General features: G+C 39.2%; 21 protein-coding genes and 1 pseudogene. 15 read left to right on the forward strand and 7 right to left on the reverse strand.

The genetic code is table 11. The features are described from left to right. Positions 1-171: 171 nt before the first annotated feature. Positions 172-1,296, reverse strand: a pseudogene (locus NST97_RS00250) (IS4 family transposase). Positions 1,297-1,473: 177 nt separating this feature from the next. Between NST97_RS00250 and NST97_RS00255 the strand changes: the two are divergent. From NST97_RS00255 to NST97_RS00270, 4 genes are all read left to right on the forward strand, one after another. Then, positions 1,474-1,611, forward strand: a complete 138-nt coding sequence (locus NST97_RS00255) for a hypothetical protein (protein WP_311067083.1) — start codon at positions 1,474-1,476, stop codon at positions 1,609-1,611. A 218-nt stretch (positions 1,612-1,829) separates the two neighbouring features. Then, a complete protein-coding gene (locus NST97_RS00260) occupies positions 1,830-2,138 on the forward strand; it encodes a hypothetical protein (RefSeq protein WP_063386406.1) in 309 nt (102 codons plus the stop codon). A gap of 616 nt (positions 2,139-2,754) precedes the next feature. Continuing rightward, the gene (locus tag NST97_RS00265; RefSeq protein WP_130156735.1) at positions 2,755-4,332 is read left to right on the forward strand and encodes a type I restriction-modification system subunit M; all 1,578 of its coding nucleotides are present in this window, start codon (positions 2,755-2,757) and stop codon (positions 4,330-4,332) included. Between the two features lie 244 nt (positions 4,333-4,576). After that, the gene (locus NST97_RS00270) at positions 4,577-5,341 is read left to right on the forward strand and encodes a hypothetical protein (RefSeq protein WP_341342777.1); all 765 of its coding nucleotides are present in this window, start codon (positions 4,577-4,579) and stop codon (positions 5,339-5,341) included. A 132-nt stretch (positions 5,342-5,473) separates the two neighbouring features. Here NST97_RS00270 and NST97_RS00275 read toward each other — a convergent pair whose 3' ends face one another. Continuing rightward, positions 5,474-5,767, reverse strand: a complete 294-nt coding sequence (locus tag NST97_RS00275) for a YxcD family protein (protein ID WP_063386402.1) — start codon at positions 5,765-5,767, stop codon at positions 5,474-5,476. Further along, positions 5,755-6,189 carry a hypothetical protein gene (locus tag NST97_RS00280; RefSeq protein WP_063386401.1) on the reverse strand — a complete coding sequence of 145 codons (435 nt, stop codon included), beginning with the start codon at positions 6,187-6,189 and terminating at the stop codon, positions 5,755-5,757. The genes NST97_RS00275 and NST97_RS00280 overlap by 13 nt, the downstream gene beginning before the upstream one ends. Before the next feature lie 349 nt (positions 6,190-6,538). Here NST97_RS00280 and cydD point away from each other — a divergent pair, with 349 nt between their 5' ends. Both cydD and cydC read left to right on the forward strand, forming a co-directional pair. Beyond that, positions 6,539-8,272: a thiol reductant ABC exporter subunit CydD gene (gene cydD / locus NST97_RS00285; RefSeq protein WP_063386400.1), complete on the forward strand. Its 1,734-nt coding sequence runs from the start codon at positions 6,539-6,541 to the stop codon at positions 8,270-8,272. Then, complete coding sequence (cydC, locus tag NST97_RS00290) at positions 8,269-9,990, forward strand: thiol reductant ABC exporter subunit CydC (RefSeq protein ID WP_341342778.1); 1,722 nt, start codon at positions 8,269-8,271, stop codon at positions 9,988-9,990. The genes cydD and cydC overlap by 4 nt, the downstream gene beginning before the upstream one ends. 64 nt (positions 9,991-10,054) lie before the next feature. Here cydC and cydS read toward each other — a convergent pair whose 3' ends face one another. From cydS to NST97_RS00305, 4 genes are all read right to left on the reverse strand, one after another. Then, positions 10,055-10,162, reverse strand: coding sequence for a cytochrome bd oxidase small subunit CydS (gene cydS / locus NST97_RS19145; protein WP_375338786.1), 108 nt, complete (start codon positions 10,160-10,162; stop codon positions 10,055-10,057). 13 nt (positions 10,163-10,175) lie between these two features. Beyond that, complete coding sequence (locus tag NST97_RS00295; protein WP_063386398.1) at positions 10,176-11,195, reverse strand: cytochrome d ubiquinol oxidase subunit II; 1,020 nt, start codon at positions 11,193-11,195, stop codon at positions 10,176-10,178. Further along, positions 11,192-12,532 carry a cytochrome ubiquinol oxidase subunit I gene (locus NST97_RS00300; RefSeq protein ID WP_341342779.1) on the reverse strand — a complete coding sequence of 447 codons (1,341 nt, stop codon included), beginning with the start codon at positions 12,530-12,532 and terminating at the stop codon, positions 11,192-11,194. The genes NST97_RS00295 and NST97_RS00300 overlap by 4 nt, the downstream gene beginning before the upstream one ends. Positions 12,533-12,902: 370 nt before the next feature. Further along, entirely contained in the window at positions 12,903-13,097 is a 195-nt protein-coding gene (locus tag NST97_RS00305; protein ID WP_063386397.1) for a hypothetical protein, read from the reverse strand. 152 nt (positions 13,098-13,249) lie between these two features. On the opposite strand from NST97_RS00305, the gene NST97_RS00310 reads away from it, so the two are divergent. The 9 genes from NST97_RS00310 to NST97_RS00350 all read left to right on the forward strand — a co-directional run bounded on the left by NST97_RS00310 (position 13,250) and on the right by NST97_RS00350 (position 24,147). After that, the gene (locus tag NST97_RS00310) at positions 13,250-13,552 is read left to right on the forward strand and encodes a DUF3219 family protein (RefSeq protein WP_063386396.1); all 303 of its coding nucleotides are present in this window, start codon (positions 13,250-13,252) and stop codon (positions 13,550-13,552) included. Positions 13,553-13,603: 51 nt separating this feature from the next. Beyond that, positions 13,604-14,584 (forward strand): ABC transporter ATP-binding protein, encoded by a 981-nt coding sequence (locus tag NST97_RS00315; RefSeq protein ID WP_341342780.1) that lies wholly within the window; start codon positions 13,604-13,606, stop codon positions 14,582-14,584. Next, a complete protein-coding gene (locus NST97_RS00320; RefSeq protein ID WP_094245449.1) occupies positions 14,574-15,350 on the forward strand; it encodes an ABC transporter permease in 777 nt (258 codons plus the stop codon). Before NST97_RS00315 ends, NST97_RS00320 begins: the two co-directional genes overlap by 11 nt. Before the next feature lies 1 nt (position 15,351). Then, positions 15,352-16,140, forward strand: a complete 789-nt coding sequence (locus tag NST97_RS00325; protein ID WP_339212379.1) for an ABC transporter permease — start codon at positions 15,352-15,354, stop codon at positions 16,138-16,140. 402 nt (positions 16,141-16,542) lie between these two features. Then, the gene (gene fdhD / locus NST97_RS00330) at positions 16,543-17,331 is read left to right on the forward strand and encodes a formate dehydrogenase accessory sulfurtransferase FdhD (RefSeq protein WP_341342781.1); all 789 of its coding nucleotides are present in this window, start codon (positions 16,543-16,545) and stop codon (positions 17,329-17,331) included. A 12-nt stretch (positions 17,332-17,343) separates the two neighbouring features. Continuing rightward, positions 17,344-20,289 (forward strand): formate dehydrogenase subunit alpha, encoded by a 2,946-nt coding sequence (gene fdhF / locus NST97_RS00335; protein WP_144597505.1) that lies wholly within the window; start codon positions 17,344-17,346, stop codon positions 20,287-20,289. After that, on the forward strand, positions 20,282-20,752 hold the full coding sequence (locus NST97_RS00340; protein ID WP_144597503.1) for a DUF1641 domain-containing protein: 471 nt from the start codon (positions 20,282-20,284) through the stop codon (positions 20,750-20,752). The genes fdhF and NST97_RS00340 overlap by 8 nt, the downstream gene beginning before the upstream one ends. A 304-nt stretch (positions 20,753-21,056) precedes the next feature. Next, a complete protein-coding gene (gene htpG, locus NST97_RS00345) occupies positions 21,057-22,931 on the forward strand; it encodes a molecular chaperone HtpG (protein ID WP_327848181.1) in 1,875 nt (624 codons plus the stop codon). Between the two features lie 400 nt (positions 22,932-23,331). Then, the gene (locus tag NST97_RS00350) at positions 23,332-24,147 is read left to right on the forward strand and encodes a metallophosphoesterase (RefSeq protein WP_339211241.1); all 816 of its coding nucleotides are present in this window, start codon (positions 23,332-23,334) and stop codon (positions 24,145-24,147) included. Positions 24,148-24,429: the final 282 nt, after the last annotated feature.

The raw sequence follows: 24,429 nt of genomic DNA on the forward strand, positions 1-24,429 counted from the left end.
CCCTACACCTACTATTCCCCAAAACTCACTAGTGTCGCTTAAATAAATTTTGAATTTTCAGTCTATATTTTTTTTATGAAATTGGTAAAAAGTGAAAACACTATAATAAAGGTAGTAAACATCTATTTTTTACCTATAACCTAAGATGAATGAGACAACGACAACTCAACCTTACGGGACACTCTTCCCTTTTATTTTTCGTAACCAATTGTGTGCAGATTTCCATAAAGCTGCTTTTAAATAGCGACTTATTTGTAAATAGCTACGATGGCTATTCGTATTCAACTGTGCTAATACATTTAAGCAATACACAATCATCGCCATGTACATTTGGTTGTGTACTGCTTGTTCACTGTGTCCATAGAACTTTTTAATGTTTAAATGTTGTTTCATCCATTTGAAAAACAATTCAATTGCCCAGCGCGATTTATAGATTTCTGCTATTTCATCTGCACTTATGTCGAAACGATTTGTGAGTAAATGCAGTGTGTTTCCTTTTGTATCAACCAATTTCAGTAAACGGAACGCATTCTCAGAACGATTTTGTGTGGTGCCAATGACCACCATTTCATCAGACAAAACAGATGAATTTTCTGGCAGAGAAAAGGTCTCCAATACACGAACTACAGCGTTTTTCCGTAATCGTGAAACAAAGAAATAGCCATCATCTGTCATACGATCAAAACGTTCATAATCTAAGTAACCACGGTCAAACACGTACAGGCATTCTTTGTCATCAATAAATACCTCTAGTTGACCTCAATCGTGTTCAATGGCGTTCGTCAAAACTGCTTTGTCCGGCTATGAGTACCCTTTTCCCATGAAAACCAGGCGCAAGTGTAACTTGACACTTGACTTTGTTTTTCGAAACTCGGCCCACTTATGGTTGGTCAAATTCAGAGGTAACGTGCTCTAATCAATGATTTTGAGTGGCCTTGTCATTTTTCTTCGCGTTTGAAAATGAGTTTTCTGATGAATTCGTTCCACTAAATCGAGAAAAATCGTTTGAAAGAAAACGGTTGGAATCACATTGATTCGTCTTCCTAACTGTGAAAAGCTAATCGATTGTAATCCTGTTGCTCGCTGTAATTTTTCGGAGAAGACCGCATCGCTTAATGCACGCAAACTCTCTGTTTCATGAAGCCCTGCATATAAAAGGAGTTTCACAAAAGAAGCCATATAAAGCTTCTTGGTATAGCGAGTTAATTGATGGCTTTCCACTAATTCTGTAAATAATGAAGAATTAATCGGTGAAAACCATTGTTCATAAGATGTTTTTCGTGTAAACTTATTCATGCTATGCTCCTTTATATTGGATTTGGATAGGTTACTACCACCAAACCATTATAAAGGATTTTTTTATGGAGAAGTTTACTAACAGAATATTCTGTAATATTAATCGAATTGTATAATTTTAATGCGACGCTAGTGATGAATACTATATTGACAAAAGCAAGAAAGGTGGTGAAACGAATGAGTGTATGGTATCCAGACAAAGAAGAGAATAGACGCTCCGATTCAGAAAAACGTGCGAACGCAAAGGCAAAAGCTGATGTAGATTTTAAAAGTGACGTTGATGTGGATACGGACAACGAATTAGAGAATAATTAAAAAATATTGATCGTAACACAAATATTGCAAAAGTAAATAATAGCGGCAACTCAAAAGTGGAAATTGATATTCATGTTGATTCCGATTCAGATGCAAAAGTTCGGTCGAAAGCAGAATCTGATCAAGATCAAAACCAAGAGCAAAGAGATTAATTGAGCATAATTAAATGTGGGTGAGATGTCTTTTTTGTCCCACCTATAATATAGGGTGAGAATGTTATGGAACATTTAGATAAAGGAGAGTTCTCTTGGTTACGGAATGCTTCTACTCAAAGCCCTCAATCAAATAAATCTTCCATTGATTCGAGCGGTAATTCAGATGTAAATGTTGATGTAAATATTCAAGTTGATACGATACCCATTGCATTTGCCGTTCTTTACTATTTATTGGCTACTAAGCAATTATCGCACGAAGAGTTTGAGTTTGCTTTACGTAAATTATTGGAGACAACAAACAAGTATAAAAAGCTGAACCGTGACGGTTCTTCAAGAGTCAATTTGTTACATCCTAATGTATGGGGAAGGTAAAATAATAAAGGAGATTTTACTTTCCTTCATTTTTTTAAAGGGAAACATGACAGGTAACCTAGTTTTTTAAGTTTTATCGTTTGGGATTTATTTTAGCATTTGATCATTTCTGAAACTGTTATGATGATAGGGACGGTACGTTTTAAAAAAATGTGAAAATGCAAAAAATTGTAAGACTGTAAAGCATCTTCCTTTATTTGAATTCAGCCCGGGTTACGATCTAGTTATAAAATGGTGAGCACGTAAATGATCGAGAAGATTGGAAAAGAAAGCTGCTGTATGGATGCAGTGAAAGTTTAAAGATTTTGTAAATTAAATTTTTTTATCCCTTCAGCAAAAAGCACTGGCACGTTTTTCTTGATTAAAGCAGCATATGTAGAAAGGGTATTATTTTTTCAACCAAATTCAGAATTGATGAAGAACATAAATGCCCAAAAGTTTGCAGGAAGAGGATATCAATCGACAGTTCATATTGTGAAAATTCGAAAATTTATTTTGTTTCTTATTGCGGCCAAAGCATGGGCCGCTCTTTTGTTTTGAAAAAGAGGAAGACAGATTATGCTAAAATATTTTTAAAATACAATGAATCGACAGCAAGATTTAGAGGGGGAAAACCATGGCGGTTAAAGCAGAGATTGATTTCCAAAAAGAATTATTTGAAGCAGCTAATAAAATGCGCGGAAGCGTGGCTCCAGCTGACTATAAACATTATGTACTGCCGCTTATTTTTTTGCGCTATCTTTCGAATAAATATGAACAGAGCTGCAATGAGTTGGAGCAAATTTTTGCGGAAAATGAAGAAATGCAGCAAGGTTTCGTTTCAGATTCTCATCAATATAGAGATAAAAATGTGTTTGTCGTCCCGAAGGAAGCAAGCTGGCACTATATAATGAAAAATGCTAAACAGCCGAATATTAAAGAAATTCTCGATAATGCGATGAAGCGAATCGAGGAAGAAAACCCAGAATTGACAGGGGTGCTGCCGCAAATTTATCAAGGCTTGAACTTACCGGTAGAAAATGTTGCTGGATTAATTGAAATTTTTTCACGTGATGTGTTTAGTGGCAGCTCGGAAGACAGCATAGATATACTCGGTCGTACTTATGAGTATTTTATTAGTTCATTTGCTTCGTCAGAAGGGAACAGAGGCGGCGAGTTTTTTACCCCATCCTGTATTGTGGAATTGCTGGTGGAGATGCTTGAACCAAAAAGAGGTATCGTGTTTGATCCAGCGTGTGGAAGCGGTGGAATGTTTATTCAAAGCGGGAGGTATGCGCCGAATAAAAAGTCTCTTTTATTTTACGGACAGGAAAATGTCGTCACGACAGTACGTCTTGGAAAAATGAACGTATTGCTTCATGGCATCAATGCGGAAATACGGCTGGGAGATTCGCTGTTGAACGATCAATTTCCTGAATTAAAGGCTGATTATGTGATTGCCAACCCGCCGTTTAATCAAAAAGATTGGGGGGCGGACAGAATATCGAAAAGCGATCCGCGCTTGATCGGGCCTGTTACAAACAGCAATGCAAACTATATGTGGATGCAGCATTTCTTATACCATTTAAATGATGCAGGATCAGCAGGGTTTGTGATGGCAAATGGCGCAATGACAACTAATGTTAAGGAAGAAAAGGAAGTGCGGAAAATATTGGTGGATGAAGGGTACATCGATTGCGTTGTCCAATTGCCGGAAAAACTGTTTTTCACAACAGGCATACCGTGCTGTTTGTTCTTTTTAAGCAAAAATCGCGATGGAAAAAACGGTTACCGTGCTCGAAGAAACAAAATTTTGTTTATCGATGCCCGAAAAATGGGAAAGCCCGTCAGCCGCAAGCAAAAAGCATTGTCTAAAGAAGAAATTGATAAAATCGCATCAGTTTATCGAGCATTTAAATATGAACATGCAAAAAGCTGCGAAAATATTGAAGGTTTCTGTAAAATTGCAAAACTTGAAGAAGTACAACAAAACGACTACAAACTGACACCAAGCATGTACGTCGGAACAGAGGCAGAAGAAGAAGAAGAAGACATTCCTTTTGAGCAAAAAATAGCCGAACTAACGAAACGGTTGCTCGAACAATTTGAAGAATCGAACAAACTACAAGAAAAAATCAAACAAAACCTGGAGGAGCTGATGTATCGGAATGGGGAAAAGTCAAACTTAGTATTCAAAAGGGAAAAAAATGAATGATCTGAGAAAATGTGAAATTTTTTTATCGGTGCTTTCGAAAATTTCCTAATAAAGATTAATCGAGGAAAAAAGGTGGTATTAAGACCTTTCTGTCAGAGAAAAGTGTATTATAATCATTATAAAAGCAGAAGTTAATATGAAACTTTTTCTTCACAAAACCAAACATTTGTTCTATTATTTTATGTAGAAACGTTTAGAGGATAGATATTTGTTATTATAAAATGAATCATGATGGAGGTTTAATATGATGGAAGAAGCGTTAAAATTAATATTATCAGAGCTAAAAGAAATGAAAGAAGGACAATCCCGTTTAGCAGTCGAACAACAAGGTGTAAAGGAACAGCTGAAAGAGCTAAAAGAAGGTCAGTCTCGTTTAGCAGTTGAGCAAAAAGGTATGAAGGAGGAGCTGAAAGAGCTAAAAGAAGGTCAGTCTCGTTTAGCAGTTGAGCAAAAAGGTATGAAGGAAGAGCTGAAAGAGCTAAAGGAAGGTCAGTCTCGTTTAGCAGTTGAGCAAAAAGATATGAAGAAGGAGCTGAAAGAGCTAAAAGAAGGTCAGTCTCGTTTAGCAGTTGAGCAAAAAGATATGAAGAAGGAGCTGAAAGAGCTAAAGGAAGGTCAGTCTCGTTTAGCAGTTGAGCAAAAAGGTATGAAGGAAGAGCTGAAAGAGCTAAAGGAAGGTCAGTCTCGTTTAGCAGTTGAGCAAAAAGATATGAAGGAAGAGCTGAAAGAACTAAAAGAAGGACAACACCGTTTGGCAGCCGAACAACAAGGTGTAAAAGAAGAGTTGAAAGAGCTAAAAGTAGGGATGAAAGAACTAAAAGAAGGACAATCCCGATTAGAAGTAAAAATGGAAAATATCGAACGAAAAATTACAGGAATCCCTAAAACTTATGAGAATTTAGAACAATTTGTAGCACGTCAGCAGCGTGTGATTGAGGAATTGTCAGCACGTTCAGTTGAATACGGGGTAGAGATTAAAGAGATTCATCGCATTTTAAAAAATCAATAAAATAGAGTTTTTTTAGATTCAGAGTGGATTTTAATTGGAAATATGAAAAAGCGCCGAAACATTTTTCATAATGTTCCAGCGCAATCCATAGTCAGCCGAATTTGTGCTGATTATTTTTTAAGGATTGTTCGTTTATCTTCCTTTGACGATGGCAATAATTCCTTCTTCATCATCCAACACAAGTTCAATCCCAGCGTACGGGTCTTCATTTAAAAATTCATCGAGCCAAAGACGCAGAGCTTCGATGATGTTTGCGGTAATAAGTACTTGCTTTCGGTCGTTTACATACGCTTCGGCAGAAAAGCCGTAATCGTCGTCATACATCAGCTCCACTACAACTTCTTCCGGCTTTATTTGTTTTTTTCGGGAAATGTACACGCAGATGGCGTTAATAATATCTTGCTCCGGAATAATCAGCTTTTCCATGGATTTGCAGCCTCTTTTTCTTTTTTATGTTTGATCAGGACGAAAATTTTGCGAATGATCGAGATGAGAATAACGATTGCGAGCAAATTAATGAATAAACCTAAAATTGAACCGAATATACCCATGTTTGCTAGCAGTCCGCCAAATAATAATCCGGCAAGCCCTCCTAACATTAGGCCTTTGAAAAATCCTCCTGATGAGAGTGTGCCTTTGGAGCCGGCAGATTGATTTTTTGGAGTGTTTGCCTTTTTATCTTGGAAATTCGAACTGTTCGTTGTAGTATTTTTATTCAAATTGAAGCTTTTTTTCCCTGATTTGTATGACTTCGCCTCTACTATCGTTGGATGATCTTGAAAAACAACATTTCCAACAGGTGAAAAAATAAGCGCGAAAGTAAACAAAGCTGCTAATAATTTTTTCAATTTCGACTTCCCCCTGTATGAAAGTATTCGTATTTTTTTTGAACTTAGCTTCAATGTTATATACGATAGAAAATCAAATTAGTTTCACGATTTGATATCTTTCTATAATAAACGAATAAAAATTTTTCTTTCATCTAAGCATGTTATTCAACAATTACAAAGTTGTAAACAAGGAATAGAAGACTTTTAAAAAATGGTGAGGCCGTTGTTTTACTTGAATATATTTTATCATGTATACTTGTTTGAAAGTATTTGCGAACTGTAAAACGTTTGGACTGCCATGTTAAAAGAGTTTTTTCAAGTTTCATCAAACTTATCTATGGACGTGTTTTTTTGGAGGCATGAAAGGATGGTTCAGCTAAAAAAATTGGCTTTTAAGCAGAAAACAAAATTGATGTTGCTAATCGTGCTTGCTTTAATCTCTGGTGCTGCCATTATTGGACAAGCTTATTTTTTTGCGGCGATTGTCGATCGCATTTTTTTACAGAAACAGTCTTTTGCTGATGTTTTCCAGTTGCTTTTAGGTTTGTTCATTGTTCTGTTGGCCAGAACTGCATCCCATTATTTCAGCGGTTTAACAGGAATTAAAATAGCGTCCAAAGTGAAAAAAGATCTTCGCCAATCTTTATTAAATAAATTTTCAAGCAACCCGCTGCAAGTATCGCTGCAAGGGAAAACAGGACAAAAAGCAAGTGTATTGCTGGATGCGGTAGATGAAATCGACAGCTACTTTAGCATTTATATTCCAAAGGCAGTTCAAACGTCGATCATACCTCTTCTCATTCTTTTCGTTGTGTTTGCTAGCCATCCATTTACTGGATTAATCATGGTGATCACAGCGCCATTTATACCGATATTCATGATCATCATTGGCTACAAAACGAAAAAGAAATCGGAGGAGCAAATGGAGAAAATGACCGCTTTATCGGGACATTTTCTTGACACTTTGCAAGGGCTGACAACCCTTAAGCTGTTCAACCGTGCGAAACAGCAGAAAGAAGCGATCAGAAAAAGCAGCCATGGCTTTCGTGATGCGACGATGGAAGTATTGAAAATTGCTTTTACCTCTTCTTTTATGCTGGAGTTCATTTCCATGCTTAGTATGGGATTGATTGCCCTTGATGTGGCGATTCGCTTAATTATTTTTCAAAACATTTCTTTTTTTACCGCGTTTTTTATGCTGATTCTAGCTCCTGAGTTTTATAATGCACTGAAAGATTTAGGAAGCGCCTTTCATGCAGGCAGGGGAAGTATGGGGGCGGCAAGAAAGATTGAAGAGGAGCTAAACATAATCGGAAAGCCAGTAAAATGGGGGAAGGCAGTTTTGCCAAAAGGTGAAGGACCGCCGACCATTCGTATAGAAGGAGCGGGATTTCGTTACGAGGGAGATAGGTTTGCCTTAAAAAATATAAATGCTGAAATCCGCCCGTTTGAGCAAGTGGCAATTGTCGGAAAGAGCGGCGCTGGGAAATCGACTTTATTACATGTGATTGCAGGTCTTGTTCCGCTTACTGAAGGGGAAATTTATGTGAACGGAATTCGGCGGTCTGATTTGAACGAAAAGAGCTGGTTCAATGAAATCAGCTATATTTCGCAAAATCCGTATCTTTTTTCTGGAACGATTGCGGAAAATATCGCTTTGGGAGGAAAACTCGATGCAACGAAAGAGGAAATCGAACAAGCAGCCGAAAAGGCAGGAATTTTAAAGCTTGTCCAATCGCTTGAAAATGGTTTTGATACACCTATTGGAGAAGGAGGAAGGGGAATTTCCGGAGGAGAAAAACAACGAATTGCACTGGCACGAGCGTTTTTGAAAAAAACATCCATTATATTGTTTGATGAGCCGACGACTGGACTGGATCTTCAAACAGAACAAATTTTGCAGGATTCCATAAAGGAATTAGCTCAATCTTCCACCGTCATTACCGTCGCTCATCGGCTTCATACTATTATAAATGCGGATAAAATTCTTTTTTTGGAAAATGGAGAACTCATCGCATCCGGAACACATAAAGAATTGCTGGAATCAGTTGAAGCGTACAGGAAAATGACAACGCTCCAACAGGGAGGCATGGCAAAATGAAAGATTTGCTTTTTATTACAAAGCTGACATTAACAGAAAAGAAAGATCTTTTTTTGTCCATTCTCTTCGGATTTATAACAGGAATCGCGACAGTGAGTTTGTTTGCTTCAAGCGGCTATTTGATTTCTAAAGCAGCTCTTACACCGCCAATTTACACGCTGACTGTTTTCATAGCTTGTATAAAACTGCTAGGGTTTATCAGTGCAGGCAGCCGTTACGGGGAGCGTTATTTTTCTCATCGCACCACATTCAATATATTAAGCCGGTTGCGAGTTTCTTTTTTTGAAAAGCTGGAGCCATTGGTGCCCGCGATTTTTCTTAAATATCGGAGCGGAGATCTCCTCTCCAGAATTGTCGGCGATGTGGAAACGCTGCAAAACTTCTTTTTGCGTGTTTTTTATCCGCCGATCGTATCCACTCTCATATTTTTATGGACCATTTTTTTCACTTCGTTCTTTTCCTTTTATATTGCCTTGGTGTTATGTATCGGTTTGATTTTCACCACTGTCCTAATTCCGGCTTACTTTGCTTTCAGACTAAAAAAAGTAGAGCGTCATGTTCGGCAAAGCCGCGGGAATTTATCGACAGAAGTGACGGAGTTTTTTTATGGGTTTCGAGATTTAAAAATTTATCAACAGCTTGAGCATAAACAAGAGAAGCTTATCCAACGCTCCGATGCTTATTTGAAAGAACAGGAACGTGAAGCAATCCATAACCTCTTCAGTCAATCTGTCAATACGTTTGTATCTTTAATTATCTCTTGGGTTATTCTTTTGCTTGGCGTCTATTTCGTTGCAGGCGGTCAATTAGATGGTATTTTTCTTGCCATGCTTGTAATGATTTCATTAACTGTTTTTGAACATGCGGCACCGATGGCTGCTTTTCCAAGTTATTTAGAGGACAGCCGCCAAGCTGCTGCAAGACTATCAGACGCCACGCATCAAGACTCTTCTGTAAAAAAGTCTGATGAGAAAGAAATGAAGGAGCTTCCCGGTCAACAAGCTCCATCAATTGTCATGGAGAATGTCACCTTTCATTTATTTGGTGAAATTTTAAAAAATGTTTCAATTACATTTCCGGCAGGATCGAAAACAGCCATTGTCGGACCTAGTGGTTCGGGCAAATCGACCTTGCTGGCCCTTTTATTAAAAATTTATAAAAACTATCAAGGGGTGATTCGGATCAACGGCATCCCGATCGATCAATTAGATGACGATAGCCTTTGGAAAAATGCGAACGTTATTTTGCAGGACAACCACTTTTTCTACGGTACCGTTCGCGATAACCTAATGATTGCTAAAGATGCAGTGCTTGACGAAGATTTGGAAGATGTGCTGAAAAAGGTGAAGCTTGACTATCTTTCTTTGGCCGATCCGTTGTTAGAAAGAGGAGGAAATTTATCAGGCGGGGAAAAGCAAAGACTGGCGATCGCCAGGGTATTGTTGAAAAAAGCTCCGCTATGGATACTTGATGAACCGACATCATTTTTGGATGCTTTAACGGAACAGTCTATTTATCATCATCTGTTTGAAGCTGCTAAAAATGATACCGTCATCCTTGTCAGTCATCGTCTGGCCGGTCTGGAAAACATGGATCAAATTATCGTTATGGATGAAGGAGCTATTGTAGAAGCGGGAACCTACAAAGAATTGATGAACAAAAAAGGATACTTTTATCAAATGAAGCAAATTGAACAAAGTGTCTTTACAGCAAATTAAAGAAAGCCGACATGGAGCAAACTGTCGGCTTTTTTTCGATTGATTTCTAAGCTTGCTTCAATTTTTATCCTCTTTTGGATATGAGCTCATCTTTCACTGCTGTCCAAAATGATAAAGCTGCAGCAGCGAATAGCACGAGAAAGGGGGCAAACGTAATTAAAAAAGTCTTCATCGTTCCACACTCCTTATTTTGCGTTTTGCCCTTTCACATAATCTTTATCGAACAGAAACAGTTTTATTAGTAAATAAAGGGAAGGGAGCAAAAGGGCTAATCCTAAAATAAAAACGATGATCAGGGAAATGGCCATAGCTTCGTTTGTAAAACTGTCATAAATGGACAAATATGGATAAAGCAAGTACGGATAATGGGAGATTCCATATCCAAAGAAAGCTAACAGAAATTGACCTACTAACAATCCGAATGCCAATCCATAATTTTTTCTTTTCCAAATGAGCCAGACAGTCCCGACATATAAAAGAAACGATAAAGCGAACATCCACCATAAATTAAGGATGCGTTCAAAATGCTCTTGGTTGTGATAGCTCAGTTCATAAATGATGCCGCAAGCTGTTATGATTAAAGGAAATGCCCAGAAAAGAGCATATTTTCTCATTAAATTCGTTGCGTCTGTATCACCAGTTTGATTCGCGTACCATGTAAGAAAAACAGCTGAAATATAAAGGACGGCCGTAATACTTAAAACGACGATGCTCCAAGATAATGGGCTTTTAAATAATGCTACGTAGTTTAAAACTGGATGCTCATCCACCATCGAGACAAATCCGCCTTCAGAAATGGCTAAGACGACAGATAATGATGCAGGGATCAATAATCCAGACAATCCATACATAAAGGCATACCCTTTATGCCCTTTTGATGAATACGTTTCAAATGCGTAATAAGACCCGCGAATGGCAAGCAAAATAATCGCAATGCTTCCCGGAACAAGGAGAGTTGTCCCATAATAAAATGCGGTTTTTGGGAAAAAACCGACAATCCCAACAAAGAAGAAAACGAAAAATACATTGGTTACCTCCCAAACTGGAGACAGGTAGCGTTGAATAATTTTGGACAATATATGCTGCTTGCCACTCAAAATGCTGTAAGCATTAAAGAATCCAGCGCCGTAATCAATGGATCCAACGATCACATAGCCGAACAAAAAGATCCAAAGGACGGATATCCCAATAATCTCCAAGCTCATGACTGCTCACCGCCTAATCGATTTTCAAGCTCTCTTTCCACCGGATTATTTTTAAACAACCGGCGAAGAATCACAATCGTGCCGATTCCTAAAATCAAATACAAAATGGCAAAAAGAATGAGCATAAGACCTACATGGCCGCTTGAAGTTGCTGCTTCACCCGTTGTCATAATTCCGCGAAGGATCCAAGGCTGACGGCCAAATTCAGTCAACCACCAGCCAGCCTCAATCGCGATAAAAGATAGAGGCCCTCCGAGCACAATGAGCATGCGGAACCATTTTTGGTTGATGAAAGCCCATCCGCGCTTCACTCCAATCCAATAGATAAGTGCTAATAAAATCATGAAAACGCCAATGGCTACCATAATATCAAAAAAATAATGAATATAAAGCGGAGGAGATTCAAAATTTGAAAATTGGTCTAGTCCGATAACTTCTGCATTTGGATCTCCATGCGCCAAAATACTGAGCAAATATGGGAATTTAAGTGCATATTTAATGTTTTGTTCGTCATCTAAAATACCAAACATGACTAGAGGAGCATTTCCTTCTGTTTCAAAATGCCATTCCGCAGCCGCCAATTTCTCTGGCTGGTACTCAGCTAAATATTTGCCGGAAAAATCTCCGATAACAGCTGTTGCAATGGAGAAAATCAGTCCTATTTTCATAGTTAAAAACAAGGCTTTTTTATGATAAACATGGTTGGAGCCTTTTAATAATTGGCATGCTGCAATAGATGCCAGCGTAAAGGCGGCTGTCATAAAGGCGGTTGCGACTACGTGTGCGACTTTTGTCGGCATGGCCGGGTTAAAAATCGCACCCAGCGGATTGACATTGATGAGTTCACCATTTACAATGTCAAACCCTTGCGGCGCATTCATAAAAGAGTTGACGATGGTAATAAAAAAGGCAGAAAAGGCGGCGCCAAGGGAGACAGGAATCAGAAAGAGCAGGTGCTTCCGCTGATTTTTAAATCGTTCCCAAGTGTACATATAAATTCCGAGAAAGATTGCTTCAAAGAAAAAAGCAAATACTTCCATAAAAAGCGGCAATGCGATCACATTTCCGGCAAGTTCCATAAAATTCGGCCAGAGCAATGACAGCTGGAGTCCAATCGCAGTTCCTGTTACAACACCGACAGCTACGGTGATGACATACCCCCGCGCCCAACGTCTAGCCATTAAAAGATAATGTTCGTCATTTTTTTTGATCCCAACCCACTGGGCAATCATGATCATCAACGGAACGCCTACCCCAATGGTTGCGTAAATAGCGTGAAAAGAAAGTGTAAGGATAGTCAGTATTCGACTGCTGAATACGGGGTCTTCAAATAACAATTTTATTTCCTCCTTTTGAACGGGATAAATCTTTGAAACCGGTCATGAGTATATGATCAGGATGAACCAATACAATATGATTTCATTTTACTTTATAAAAATGTGCTTTTTGTCAATTCTCTTTGACAAATGTATATATAGAGAATGAAAAATATGTGAACATTGGCTCTTTTCGCTTAGTTTATGCCATATTATAGCATTTCAGGAAGCCTGTACCATTTGCAAAATCTGAAAAAATCAGCATTGCTCAACATATGTTTGTACAAATATTTAAAGAATATACATGATTTTCAAATCATATCGGATTATCTGCCGGGTTAAGAAAATATTGGGTTAAGTCCTGTGAAAAAAAATACATGTTTTCCCTGGCTTAAAAAGCCTGAAAGCAGCCAATAAGATTCTGTTTATGTTTGGCTGCGAAATTGGCAGAACGTTTGAATCCGTAATCGAACGGATTGTTGCTGCCGCCTCTAAATGTATTTTTTTTTGGCAAACAAAAATACGGCTGCAGTTCATCTTGACTATATAAAATTAAAAATGTTACATAGTCCGTTCTAAATCGCACGGGTTTTTAGCTCCAGTTCATCCAGGCTAAATAGAATCAAAAAAATGACAGCTTCGAATTTGTGTTGTATATTCATAAGCATGCTAGTTTGTGGGCAGGAAGCATTCGTGCTATGATTTTTTGTAAACAGCTGCCAAGGAGGGATGGATCGTATGGTGAAGAAAGTAATATTGAATGGTGTAGAGATACAAGTAGAGGAGTATGAAGAGGAAGTGGTTCATCAACCAAACGGTGAGCCATTACATAAAATTCGTTTTGCTTTTAAGGTGAGAAGCGATGAATATCATGATATTACGACGCTGCTGTATCAGCAAACGTTTGATGTGTCAGTTCCTGAAAGAGACCTGAACTTTAGGGGGACGATACAAAATTATTCCACTTCTGTGACGAATTTGTACAAAAAAAATCAGGTTGGTGATTTTCGATTAGAATTAATTGAGACGATTTCACAATGATTGTTTCAATGGCGTAATCCCATGGTGTTCGAAGAAACAGAGGGAGGCACTATGTCAATTCAAGTAGAGCATTTGTACAAGCAATTTCGAGTTCACGTTCGGCAAGCAGGGTGGACGGGGGCTGTACGCAGTTTGTTTAAGAGGGAAATTCGTACTGTGGAAGCGGTGCGAGACATTTCATTTACTATTCCTTCGGGAGAAATTGTCGCATTTTTAGGGCCGAACGGAGCGGGGAAAACAACGACAATTAAAATGCTGGCCGGTTTGCTTTATCCAAGCTCCGGGAGCATTCAAGTTGCCGGATATGTACCGTTTGAACAAAAAGCGGAATTTAAGAAGATCATGAGTTTAGTCATGGGACAGAAAAGCCAGCTCATATGGGATATTCCGCCAATGGAAACGTTTCTCGTCAGTAAAGCGATATACGAAATAGAAGACCGTGCGTTTCGGCAAACGTTGGATGAGCTTGTCGAGCTGCTCGAGTTAGAAGAGCTCTTGACGAAACCAACGCGGAGTTTGTCTCTCGGACAGCGGATGAAATGCGAATTAGCAGCCGCGCTTTTGCATCGGCCGAAGGTTTTATTTTTGGATGAACCGACGATCGGCTTGGATGTCCATACGCAGGAAAAAGTCCGCCGCTTTATAGGACAATATAACCGCGAGCACCGAACGACAGTATTGTTGACATCGCATTACATGGGCGATGTGACAGCGCTGTGCGATCGGGTGCTCATTATTAATCATGGGAAGCTGTTGTATGATGGTGAATTGGACATGTTGACGGAAAAATTGACGCCGTATAAATTGCTAGAGGTTCAGCTTTCGTCCATTCCCGATATTTCATGGGATGCATACGGCGAATTAGTCGATGCAAAAGAGGGTAAAGTAACGCTTCGTGTGCCGAGGGAACGCATTCACGAGGTATCCTCCCGATTTTTGCAGCAGTTTGATGTTCGCGATTTAAATATAGAAGACCCGCCGATGGAAGAAGTGATAACGCTCGCGTTTCAGGAGGATGCACATGTTTCGTAAATACTCTGTTCTCCTTCGCATGAAATATGTGGAGATGTTTGCCTACCGGCTGGCGACGATCGTGTGGATGACAGGAGCCATGGTTCAGCCGCTGATCACGATGATGGTCTGGATGAATATTGATCCTGATCAGGAGAATGCGTTTATTTTTTACTTTGCGGCATTGATTTTTGTTGAACGCATGACAAGCGCTTGGGACGTTTGGGAATTGGAGCGTGAAATAAGGGAGGGAACCTTTTCTTATCAAATTGTCCGTCCGTTTCACCCGATTCATTGGGCCATTGCTGAAAATATCGTGTATAAAGCGTTATTTTTAGTCATTTTAATTCCGGCATGGGGCCTCTTGGCGGTCTTTATTCCGGCGCTGCGGCTGGATCAAATAAGTGCGGCGCAGTGGCTGTTATTCTTTTGTGCGCTTTTATTGGCAGCGGTCATTCGTTTTTTATTCAGCTACACATTTGGTCTGTTAGGTTTTTGGGTGACAAAAGTGACGGCTTTGTATGGCATGTTTGAAGCGGTGTCTCTCTTTTTGTCGGGCCGCATTGCACCGATGTCGCTCCTGCCTCCGTTTTTGAAAACGATCAGCTTTTATTTGCCTTTTCGATATATGGTCGGGTTTCCAATCGAAATTTTGACCGGAAGCGTCCAAGGGATGGATATTGTGTACGGATTTGGATGGGCTGCAGTTTGGTGCATGTTTTTTATGCTTGCAGTATTGTTGCTTTGGAAGGCTGGTCTAAGGAAAAACCAAGCTGTGGGGGGATAATGTGAAAAGACATTGGCGCATTTTTTGTGAATTTTTTCGGACTTGTTTAGTGGAGGAGCTCGAATATCGCAGCGAATTTTTAGGAAATTTCCTGTCGAGTTTGTTTGGCATTGGGATGGCTATTTTGACAATTCAAGTATTTTTTTATCAAACAGATAACCTCGGCGGTTGGAAATATGCGGATGTTCTGCTGCTTCTTGGTATATTCAATACGCTGCAAGGATTGATTGATTTTGCCCTGAGGCCCAACATGTCCCGTCTGCTGCAGCATATTCGCATGGGGACGTTTGATTATGTATTGACAAAGCCGGTCGACAGCATGTTTTATGTCAGCTTCCGCCATTTAGTGTTTTGGCGCTTAATTGATGTGTTTCTTGGCATCGGCTTGATAATCTATGCGTTAATACAAAAACATTATATGCCGACAATAATGGATGCAGTGATGTTTTTCATTAGTATCGGATCTTCGCTTGTCCTGATTTACGCGCTGTGGATGATGCTGATGACCACCTCCTTTTGGGTTATTCGTATCGATGATCTATCGTTTGTTTTTAATTCATTTTTTGAAACAACACGGTTCCCAATCGGAATGTATAGAGGCTGGCTTCGCATCGTGCTCACATACATTTTGCCAGCTGCCTTTATTACAAGCACGCCGGCGTTGTCTTTGCTTGGAAAATGGAACGGGATGACAACAATCCTATCCGTTGTACTTGCCGGGCTGTTCTTATGGATATCGCGCCGGTTCTGGCGGTATGCGCTCCGATCGTACACAAGTGCAAGCAGTTAAATATTCCGTGCATTGAAAAATGGCAGCAGAGAATGTGAAAAATTTGCTAATAATTTCAAACGGTAGATTTTGGTTAAGGAATGACCGAATAGCTTATTAGATGGATAGATGAAAAAGCAGAGGGGTTACAGTTTTTCAGTTGCTTTTCCCCAGCTGTTTGGCACGATAAAAGACAATGATCAATGGATGATTTTTTCGAACAAGCAGTCTGCCAAAATCAGTCGATGTCGCTTGAAAGATATATATTTCTCCCCTCATTTTTCCCAGCCTGACCTCGCTTAGGTTTTCCAGTGAAACAGTTTCCTTGTATGGACAAATAGAGAAAAAAAGAAGAAAAGGATTTTTTCTGCTTCTGTCGAATATTTTATTTTAGAGGTGTGATTAAAAAGGAAGGTTCCCATTATGGAAAAAGAAATTATTTGTAAAAGAGAAATAATCAAAATTGATCATCAAAACAAGAAAGTGGTGATAGATGAAATTGCGATAGAGTATCCGTTAACAATTTTTGTGAACAATGAGGAATTCGCCACATTAGTATGCTCGCCGTCCCATGTAGAGGAGCTTGTTTTAGGCTTTTTAGCTTCAGAAGGGATGATCCGCATAAAAGCAGATGTGAAAGCGCTTCAAATTGATGAGGATAAGGGGTTTGCCTATGTTCATTTGCATCAGCCGATAGGGGATAAGAAAGAGTTTGTTTCCAAACGCTTTATCGGCTCCTGCTGCGGAAAAAGCCGACAGTTTTATTTTTATAATGATGTGAAAACAGCGAAAACGATTATGAACAGCATGACGATTTCTGCCGCACAATGCTTTCAGTTAATGGAAATGTTAAATGAAGCTTCATCGGCTTTTAAGCGTACTGGAGGCATTCATCATGCGGCATTATGTTCAAAAGAGGGATTGATTAAGACATTTTCTGACATTGGGCGACATAATGCTTTAGATAAATTATATGGCTTCTGTCTAAACGAAAACATTTCTTTAAATGATAAAATAATCGCTTTCAGCGGGCGGATTTCCTCAGAGGTAGTGCTGAAGGTTTCGAAAATTGGATGCGGTATACTTCTATCAAAATCGGCTCCAACAAATTTGGCACTTCAATTGGCAGAAGATTTAAACATTACGACTGTTGGGTTTATACGGGAAAATAAAATGAACATTTATACACATAGCAACAGAATAACAAAATAACAGGGGGAACGTATCGTGGGAAATGTAACGATTACGGTCAACGGAGGAGAAATAACCGCAAGGGAAAATCAATATCTTCTGCAGGCTTTGCTCGAACATGAAATGGATGTACCGCACGTTTGTTATCATGAAAGCTTGGGCGCAATTCAAACATGTGATACTTGTATGGTGGAAGTGAACGGGGAGCTTGTACGAGCCTGCAGCTACAAAGTCCAAGAAGGACTCGTTGTTGAAACAGAGACTTCTAAAGTAAAAGAATCTCAAAAATTAGCGATGGATCAAATTTTAAAAAATCATGAATTATATTGCACAGTTTGCGATAAAAACAATGGAGATTGTACAATTCATAATACGGTTAAAGCTTTAGGCATTGAACATCAAAGCATTCCGTTCCAACCAAAACCGTATGAAGTGGATTATTCAGGATCATTTTATCGATATGACCCAAATCAATGCATATTATGCGGACGCTGTGTAGAGGTGTGCCAAGATGTTCAAGTAAATGAAACATTGACGATTGATTGGAGCAGAGAGCAGCCTCGTGTGATCTGGGACAACGATGTGCCGATTGATCAGTCCAGCTGCGTAAATTGCGGCCAATGTGTAACTGTATGTCCGTGCAATGCCTTAATGGAAAAATCAATGTTAGGGGAAGCCGGCTTTTTAACAAATGTAGAACCTGGTACATTACGATCGATGATTAATTTGACGAAGGAAGTGGAAACAGGATACGGTTCGCTAATGGCCATCTCAGATACAGAAGCTGAGCTGCGCAAGGAAAGGATCAAGAAAACGAAAACAGTTTGCACATACTGCGGAGTTGGCTGTTCATTTTATATATGGACAAAAGACAGAAAAGTTTTAAAAGTTGAACCAACACCGGAATCGCCGGCAAACGGAATTTCCACTTGTGTAAAAGGAAAGTTCGGCTGGGATTATGTCAATAGTGAAGAACGGCTGACAAAACCGTTGATCCGGGAAGGCGACCATTTTAAAGAAGTTGAATGGGATGAGGCGATTCGATATGTTGCAAAACGGTTTAAAGAAATAAAAGATGCACATGGCCCTGATGCTTTAGGATTTATAGCTTCTTCCAAAGCAACGAATGAAGAATCGTATTTACTGCAAAAATTTGCCCGTCAAGTGATAGGAACGAATAATGTTGATAATTGCTCAAGATATTGTCAATCTCCAGCAACGGTCGGACTATTTCGCACTGTCGGCTATGGCGGTGATTCAGGATCTTTTTCTGACATAGCTTCCTCTGATCTTGTCATCATTATTGGCGCCAATACAGGGGAATCGCATCCGGTTTTGGCATCAAAAATCAAACGAGCGCAAAAACTTTATGGACAAAAGCTGCTCGTGTTTGACTTAAGAAAGCATGAAATGGCGGAGCGGGCCGATATGTTTATCAGGCCAAAGCCAGGAACGGATCTTGTTTGGCTGTCAGCTGTAACGAAATACATCATTGACCAAAATTGGCATGATGAAGAGTTTATCAAAGAACGAGTGAACGGCTTTGAACAATATAAAAGTAGCTTAGAGCCGTTTACGTTGGAATATGCGGAAGAAGTGACGGGAATTTCCAAGGACACGCTGATCAAGGTTGCTGAAACGATTCATCAATCTAAAACAATGGTCATTTGCTGGGCGATGGGAGTCACTCAACAGCAGCGCGGAAGTGATACGAGTACTGCCATTTCCAATTTGTTATTAGTGACAGGCAATTACGGCAAACCGGGCACTGGAGCCTATCCGCTGCGCGGCCATAACAATGTTCAAGGGTGCAGCGACTTTGGAAGCATGCCGAACTTTTTCCCGGGATATGAAAAGGTAGCGGATGAAAAAGTCCGCAGCCGTTATGAAAAAGCTTGGGGCGTGACATTGCCTAAAAATCCGGGAAAAGACAATCATCAAATGGTTAAAGCGATTCATGAAGGCGCTCTGAAGGCATTATATGTGACTGGCGAAGATATGGGGATTGTCGATGCCAATATCAATCAAGTCGGCGCCGCTTTTGAAAAGCTGGAATTTTTCGTTGTGCAGGACTTATTTTTAACAAAAACGGCCCAATATGCAGATGTTGTGCTGCCGGCCAGCCCAAGCTTAGAAAAAGAAGGAACTTTTACCAATACAGAACGCCGGATTCAGCGATTGTATGAAGCATTGCCGCCTCTTGGAGATTCGAAGCCTGATTGGCAAATTTATTGTATGCTGGCGAAAGCGCTGGGCTTCAATTGGGATTATCAGCACCCTGGAGAAATTATGGAAGAAGCGGCGTCGCTCGCACCGCTTTTTGCCGGTGTTTCCTATGACCGTTTAGAAGGATTTTCAAGCTTGCAATGGCCTGTTGAGAAAGATGGAACCGACTCGCCGCTTCTTTATGAAGATCGATTCCCGTTTGCCGATGGAAAGGCACAGCTTTATCCGCTTCAAGTCGATTATTTATATGATGTAGATGAAGAGTATGATCTTCACGTGAACAACGGGCGCTTGCTAGAGCATTTCCATGAAGGGAACATGACGTATAAATCACAAGGAATCAGCCGGAAAACCCCGAACGCTTTTATAGAAATTTCGAAAGAATTGGCTGAAGAACGCCGTATTCAAGAAGGAGCCATTGTCAAGCTTATTTCCAAATACGGCTCTGTAAAAGGCCCTGTTCACATAACGGATCGCGTGCAAAAGCATGAAATCTTTATCCCATTGAATGATACGGGCGAATTGGCTATTAATCGTTTAACAGGCAATCATGCTGACCGCGATACGAACACACCGGCATATAAAGAAATTGCCGTAAAAATGGTCGTATTGAAGGAAAAAGGAGACTCCCCAATTCGGCCAAACAACCATCGAAACGGAAAAAGAAATCCGCAAATTGGGGTCAAAGTAGAGAAGAAATGGGAGCGCAGCGATTACACGTTTCCCGGAAGCAAGGTGAAAATACATGGCTAAACCAATTACAACCATCAAAAAAATCGAAGTGTCACAAGAAGAAAAAAGAAAGCAAAATTTATTAGAAATCGAGCAAGCGTTAGCAGACAATAAAGAGGCAGTTTTAGAAGGCATAGCATGTTTACGGAAGCTTCACGATGCAGGTGTTCTGGAAATCGCCAATGCCCTTTTAGCGCGGAAAGATCAAGTACTAGAAAACGTGGTTAAGGAAGTCAGCAGAAAACCGAACATTGATGTTTTAAAAAATATCGTCAATCTGTTGATGCTGCTGGGAACAATCGATCTCGAAAAGCTGCAGGTAATGTCGACAAGAATGAATGCTGGAATACAAGAAGCTGCGGCAAGCGTCAATAAAGAAGAAACAACTTCTATTTTCCAATTGCTATCGGCTTTAAAAGATCCTGACATCAACCGATCGATTACTATGCTTCTTCATTTTTTAAGAGGAATGGGGAAATCTTAAAGGATTGGCAATAAAAGTGAAGCTTGAAAATTGTGAGGGAATGCTTTTGTGCCGAAAAACATCCTGATTGGTAAAGAAATTTGCAACCATTATGTGGAAAGGCAAAGCCCTTCTCATTCGAAAACGACTGTTGCCTATCGTTCGTAAAGAAAAACTCAAGAAAAGTGCAAAGCGGTCAATCATTCGGAGTTGACATAAAATTAAATATTTGTTATTAAAAAATTGATGATTAGCACTCGATTGATTAGAGTGCTAATTTTTATCTTCATTTTGCACATACGCTTTTTAGAAAGGAGAGGCGGTCATGGAAAAAAAAGAGTTTCAAGCCGAGTCGAAAAGGTTATTAGAAATGATGATCAACTCCATTTATACAAAAAAGGAAGTTTTTTTGAGGGAGTTAATTTCAAATGCAAGCGATGCGATCGATAAAATTTATTACAAAGCACTGACTGATGATTCGTTAACTTTTCAAAAGGATCAATACTACATAAAAGTTATTCCAAATAAAGAAAAGCGGACGCTCACAATCGTTGATACAGGCATAGGCATGACAAAAGAGGAATTGGAAGAAAATCTTGGTACGATTGCTAAGAGCGGGTCGCTCGCCTTTAAAAAAGAAAACGAATTAAAAGACGGCTATGACATTATTGGACAGTTCGGCGTTGGCTTTTATGCCGCCTTTATGGTTGCGGATGTTGTCACTGTCATCAGTAAAGCGCTGGGCAGCGATCAAGCATATAAATGGGAATCAAAAGGCGCTGATGGTTTTACAATCGAACCATATGAGAAGGAAGAGGTCGGAACGGAGATCATACTAAAAATCAAAGAAAATACTGAAGATGACAACTATGACGAATTTCTTGACGAATATCGGTTAAAACAAATCATTAAAAAATATTCCGACTTCATCCGCTATCCGATCAAAATGGATGTCAAAGTACAAAAACCGAAAAATGAGAACGAGAACGAATTTGAAGAGGTTGTTGAAGAACAAACAATCAACAGCATGGTTCCGATTTGGCGGAAAAATAAAAGTGAACTGACAGATGAAGATTATGAAAACTTTTATGCCGAAAAGCATTATGGCTTTGACAAACCGTTAAAACATATTCATATTAGCGTAGATGGAACGGTTCGCTATCAAGCGATTTTATATATTCCGGAAAAAACGCCATTTAATTACTATACAGCAGAATATGAAAAAGGGCTTGAACTGTATTCCAACGGCGTGTTAATTATGAACAAGTGCCCGGATTTACTGCCTGACTACTTCAGCTTCGTTAAAGGAATGGTTGATTCTGAGGACCTATCGTTAAATATTTCAAGAGAGATGCTCCAGCATGACAAGCAATTGAAAATCATTGCGAAAAACATTCAAAACAAAATTAAACGCGAACTAGAAAACCTATTAAAAAATGAAAGAGAAAAATATGAAAAGTTTTATGAAGCATTTGGCAGACAATTAAAGTATGGCGTTTACAGCGATTTCGGCGCAAATAAAGAAACATTGCAAGACTTGCTTATGTTCTACTCTTCAAAGGAGAAAAAACTTGTCACCCTGCAAGAATATGTATCAAGAATGCCTGAGGAGCAAAAATATATTTATTATGCAACGGGCGATTCGTATGAACGAATTGAAAAGCTTCCGCAAACCGAGCTGGTTGCAGATAAAGGCTATGAAATTTTGTATTTGACAGAGGATATCGATGAATTTGCGATCAAAATGTTAATGACATATAAAGAGAAAGAATTTAAATCAGTCTCCAGCGGCGACTTAGGAATTAGCGAAGAAGAAAACAAAAAAGAAACTGAAAAAGAACATAAAGAGCTGTTCGAACAAATGAAAAGCATTTTGGGTGATAAAGTAAAGGATGTGCGAGCATCAAAACGGTTAAAAACACATCCTGTTTGTTTATCAACAGACGGCGAAATCACGATTGAAATGGAAAAAGTGTTAAATGCTATGCCGAACAGCCAAAACATTAAAGCGGAGAAAGTGCTTGAAATTAATACAGATCACGAAGTCTTTCAAACGCTAAAAGCAGCGTATGAAAACGATCAAGAGAAGCTGAAGCTGTTCACAAACATTTTATATAATCAGGCTTTGCTTATTGAAGGCCTGCCAGTCCAAGATCCTGTTGAGTTTACAAATGACATTTGTAAAATTATGGTTTCTTAAAAATCCAGGGCACATCTAGCGATTTGTCAAAGCTTGAACTATTTGCAGAGTTCAGCGCCACAAACGGAAAAACTTAGCTGGCTGAAAGGTGCACGATTTATAGATAAAGAAGCACAAAGAACCGATTGACTGATGCAAAAGAGAAGCAAGGCATGCAGCGGATGGATTTCCCAGATATGAAAAAGTTATCATGTAAATGAATGCTTGTTTTAGCTTTTAACGTATGGACATGCGCAAAATAATTAAGAAAGGCAAACCTGTCTTTCCGGCAGAGGCGGAAGGCAGGTTTGTTAATAGTTTGAGCTCTTTTGCAGCTAAGAGTTTTTTTTCAAATTCCTTTAACTCCCACTAGGATCGTTTGAGAAAGTTCGTTATACTTGGGGGAGAGAGGAGTTTGGTTATGCTATTTTTTGTTATATTATTTTTTCTTGGACTTTTCATATTCTTTTTAATAAAAGGAAATAAAAATACAAAGGATGTAGCTGTTAAGAAAATCACAGTTCGATGCCCCGATAGGAAAGCTTCTGCAAAGAATATAAAAATACTCCATCTATCTGATTTACACCTTGAAAACTTATCGATCAGCCCAAAAGAATTAGATGAGCTGATTTCAGCAGAACCAATTGATCTTATTGCACTGACAGGTGATTTTCTCGACCGGAAGAGAAGCATCCCAAAACTTTCCGCATACTTGGAAGTATTGAGAAAAACAAATCCAACGTACGGCACGTATGCTGTGTTCGGCAATCACGATTATGTTTTAAAGGAAGAAGACTTTGAAACTTTGAAAAAAATGCTGCAGCATTACGGGATAAAAACACTACAAAATGAGCACGTGACCATTCAGCTTGAAGAAGAATGCTTGAATATTATTGGCATTGATGATTACACGACAAACCGCAGTTATGTTCAAAAAGCTTTTCACGGAGTAGAAGAAGGAATGCGATTAGTGCTGACCCATGATCCAAGCGTTATTCTTGAAATGGAAAACATTCCGTTTGATTACTTGCTGTCCGGTCATTTCCACGGCGGACAAATCAATTTGCCAAAGCCGTACCATCTTTTTTACAAAGGCAAGCTTCCAAGAATGAACATTATTAAAGGACTCCATTACCATAACGAGCGGCCGTTTTATATTAGCGAAGGCCTAGGACAAACAGGAGTGAACATCCGAATTGGCAGCCGCCCTGAAATTACGTTTCATCAATTTTCATAGTATTTTTAACATATCTCTAAAATTGTAATGTTAAGATTGTAAAATTTTCCCTACTATGTTGAAGATGATTCAATAGCTAAAGCAGGATGAACTCCTGCTTTTTTCTTTTTGCAAAAAAAGAGTTTATTTTCTTGGATCTTTAATAAAGTCAGCTTTCCGTTTATTTGTTATTTATAAAAGGTTAATCACAGAATCTACTAAGATCCACATTTGCTAATAACTAAAGTTAAATTTACGCTTTTCCTCTAATAGAAATGCATGAATCGATGAAAAAATATAAAG

The sequence above is a fragment of the Aeribacillus sp. FSL K6-1305 genome, from assembly GCF_038050115.1.
Classification (GTDB): Bacteria; Bacillota; Bacilli; order Bacillales; family Aeribacillaceae; genus Aeribacillus; species Aeribacillus composti.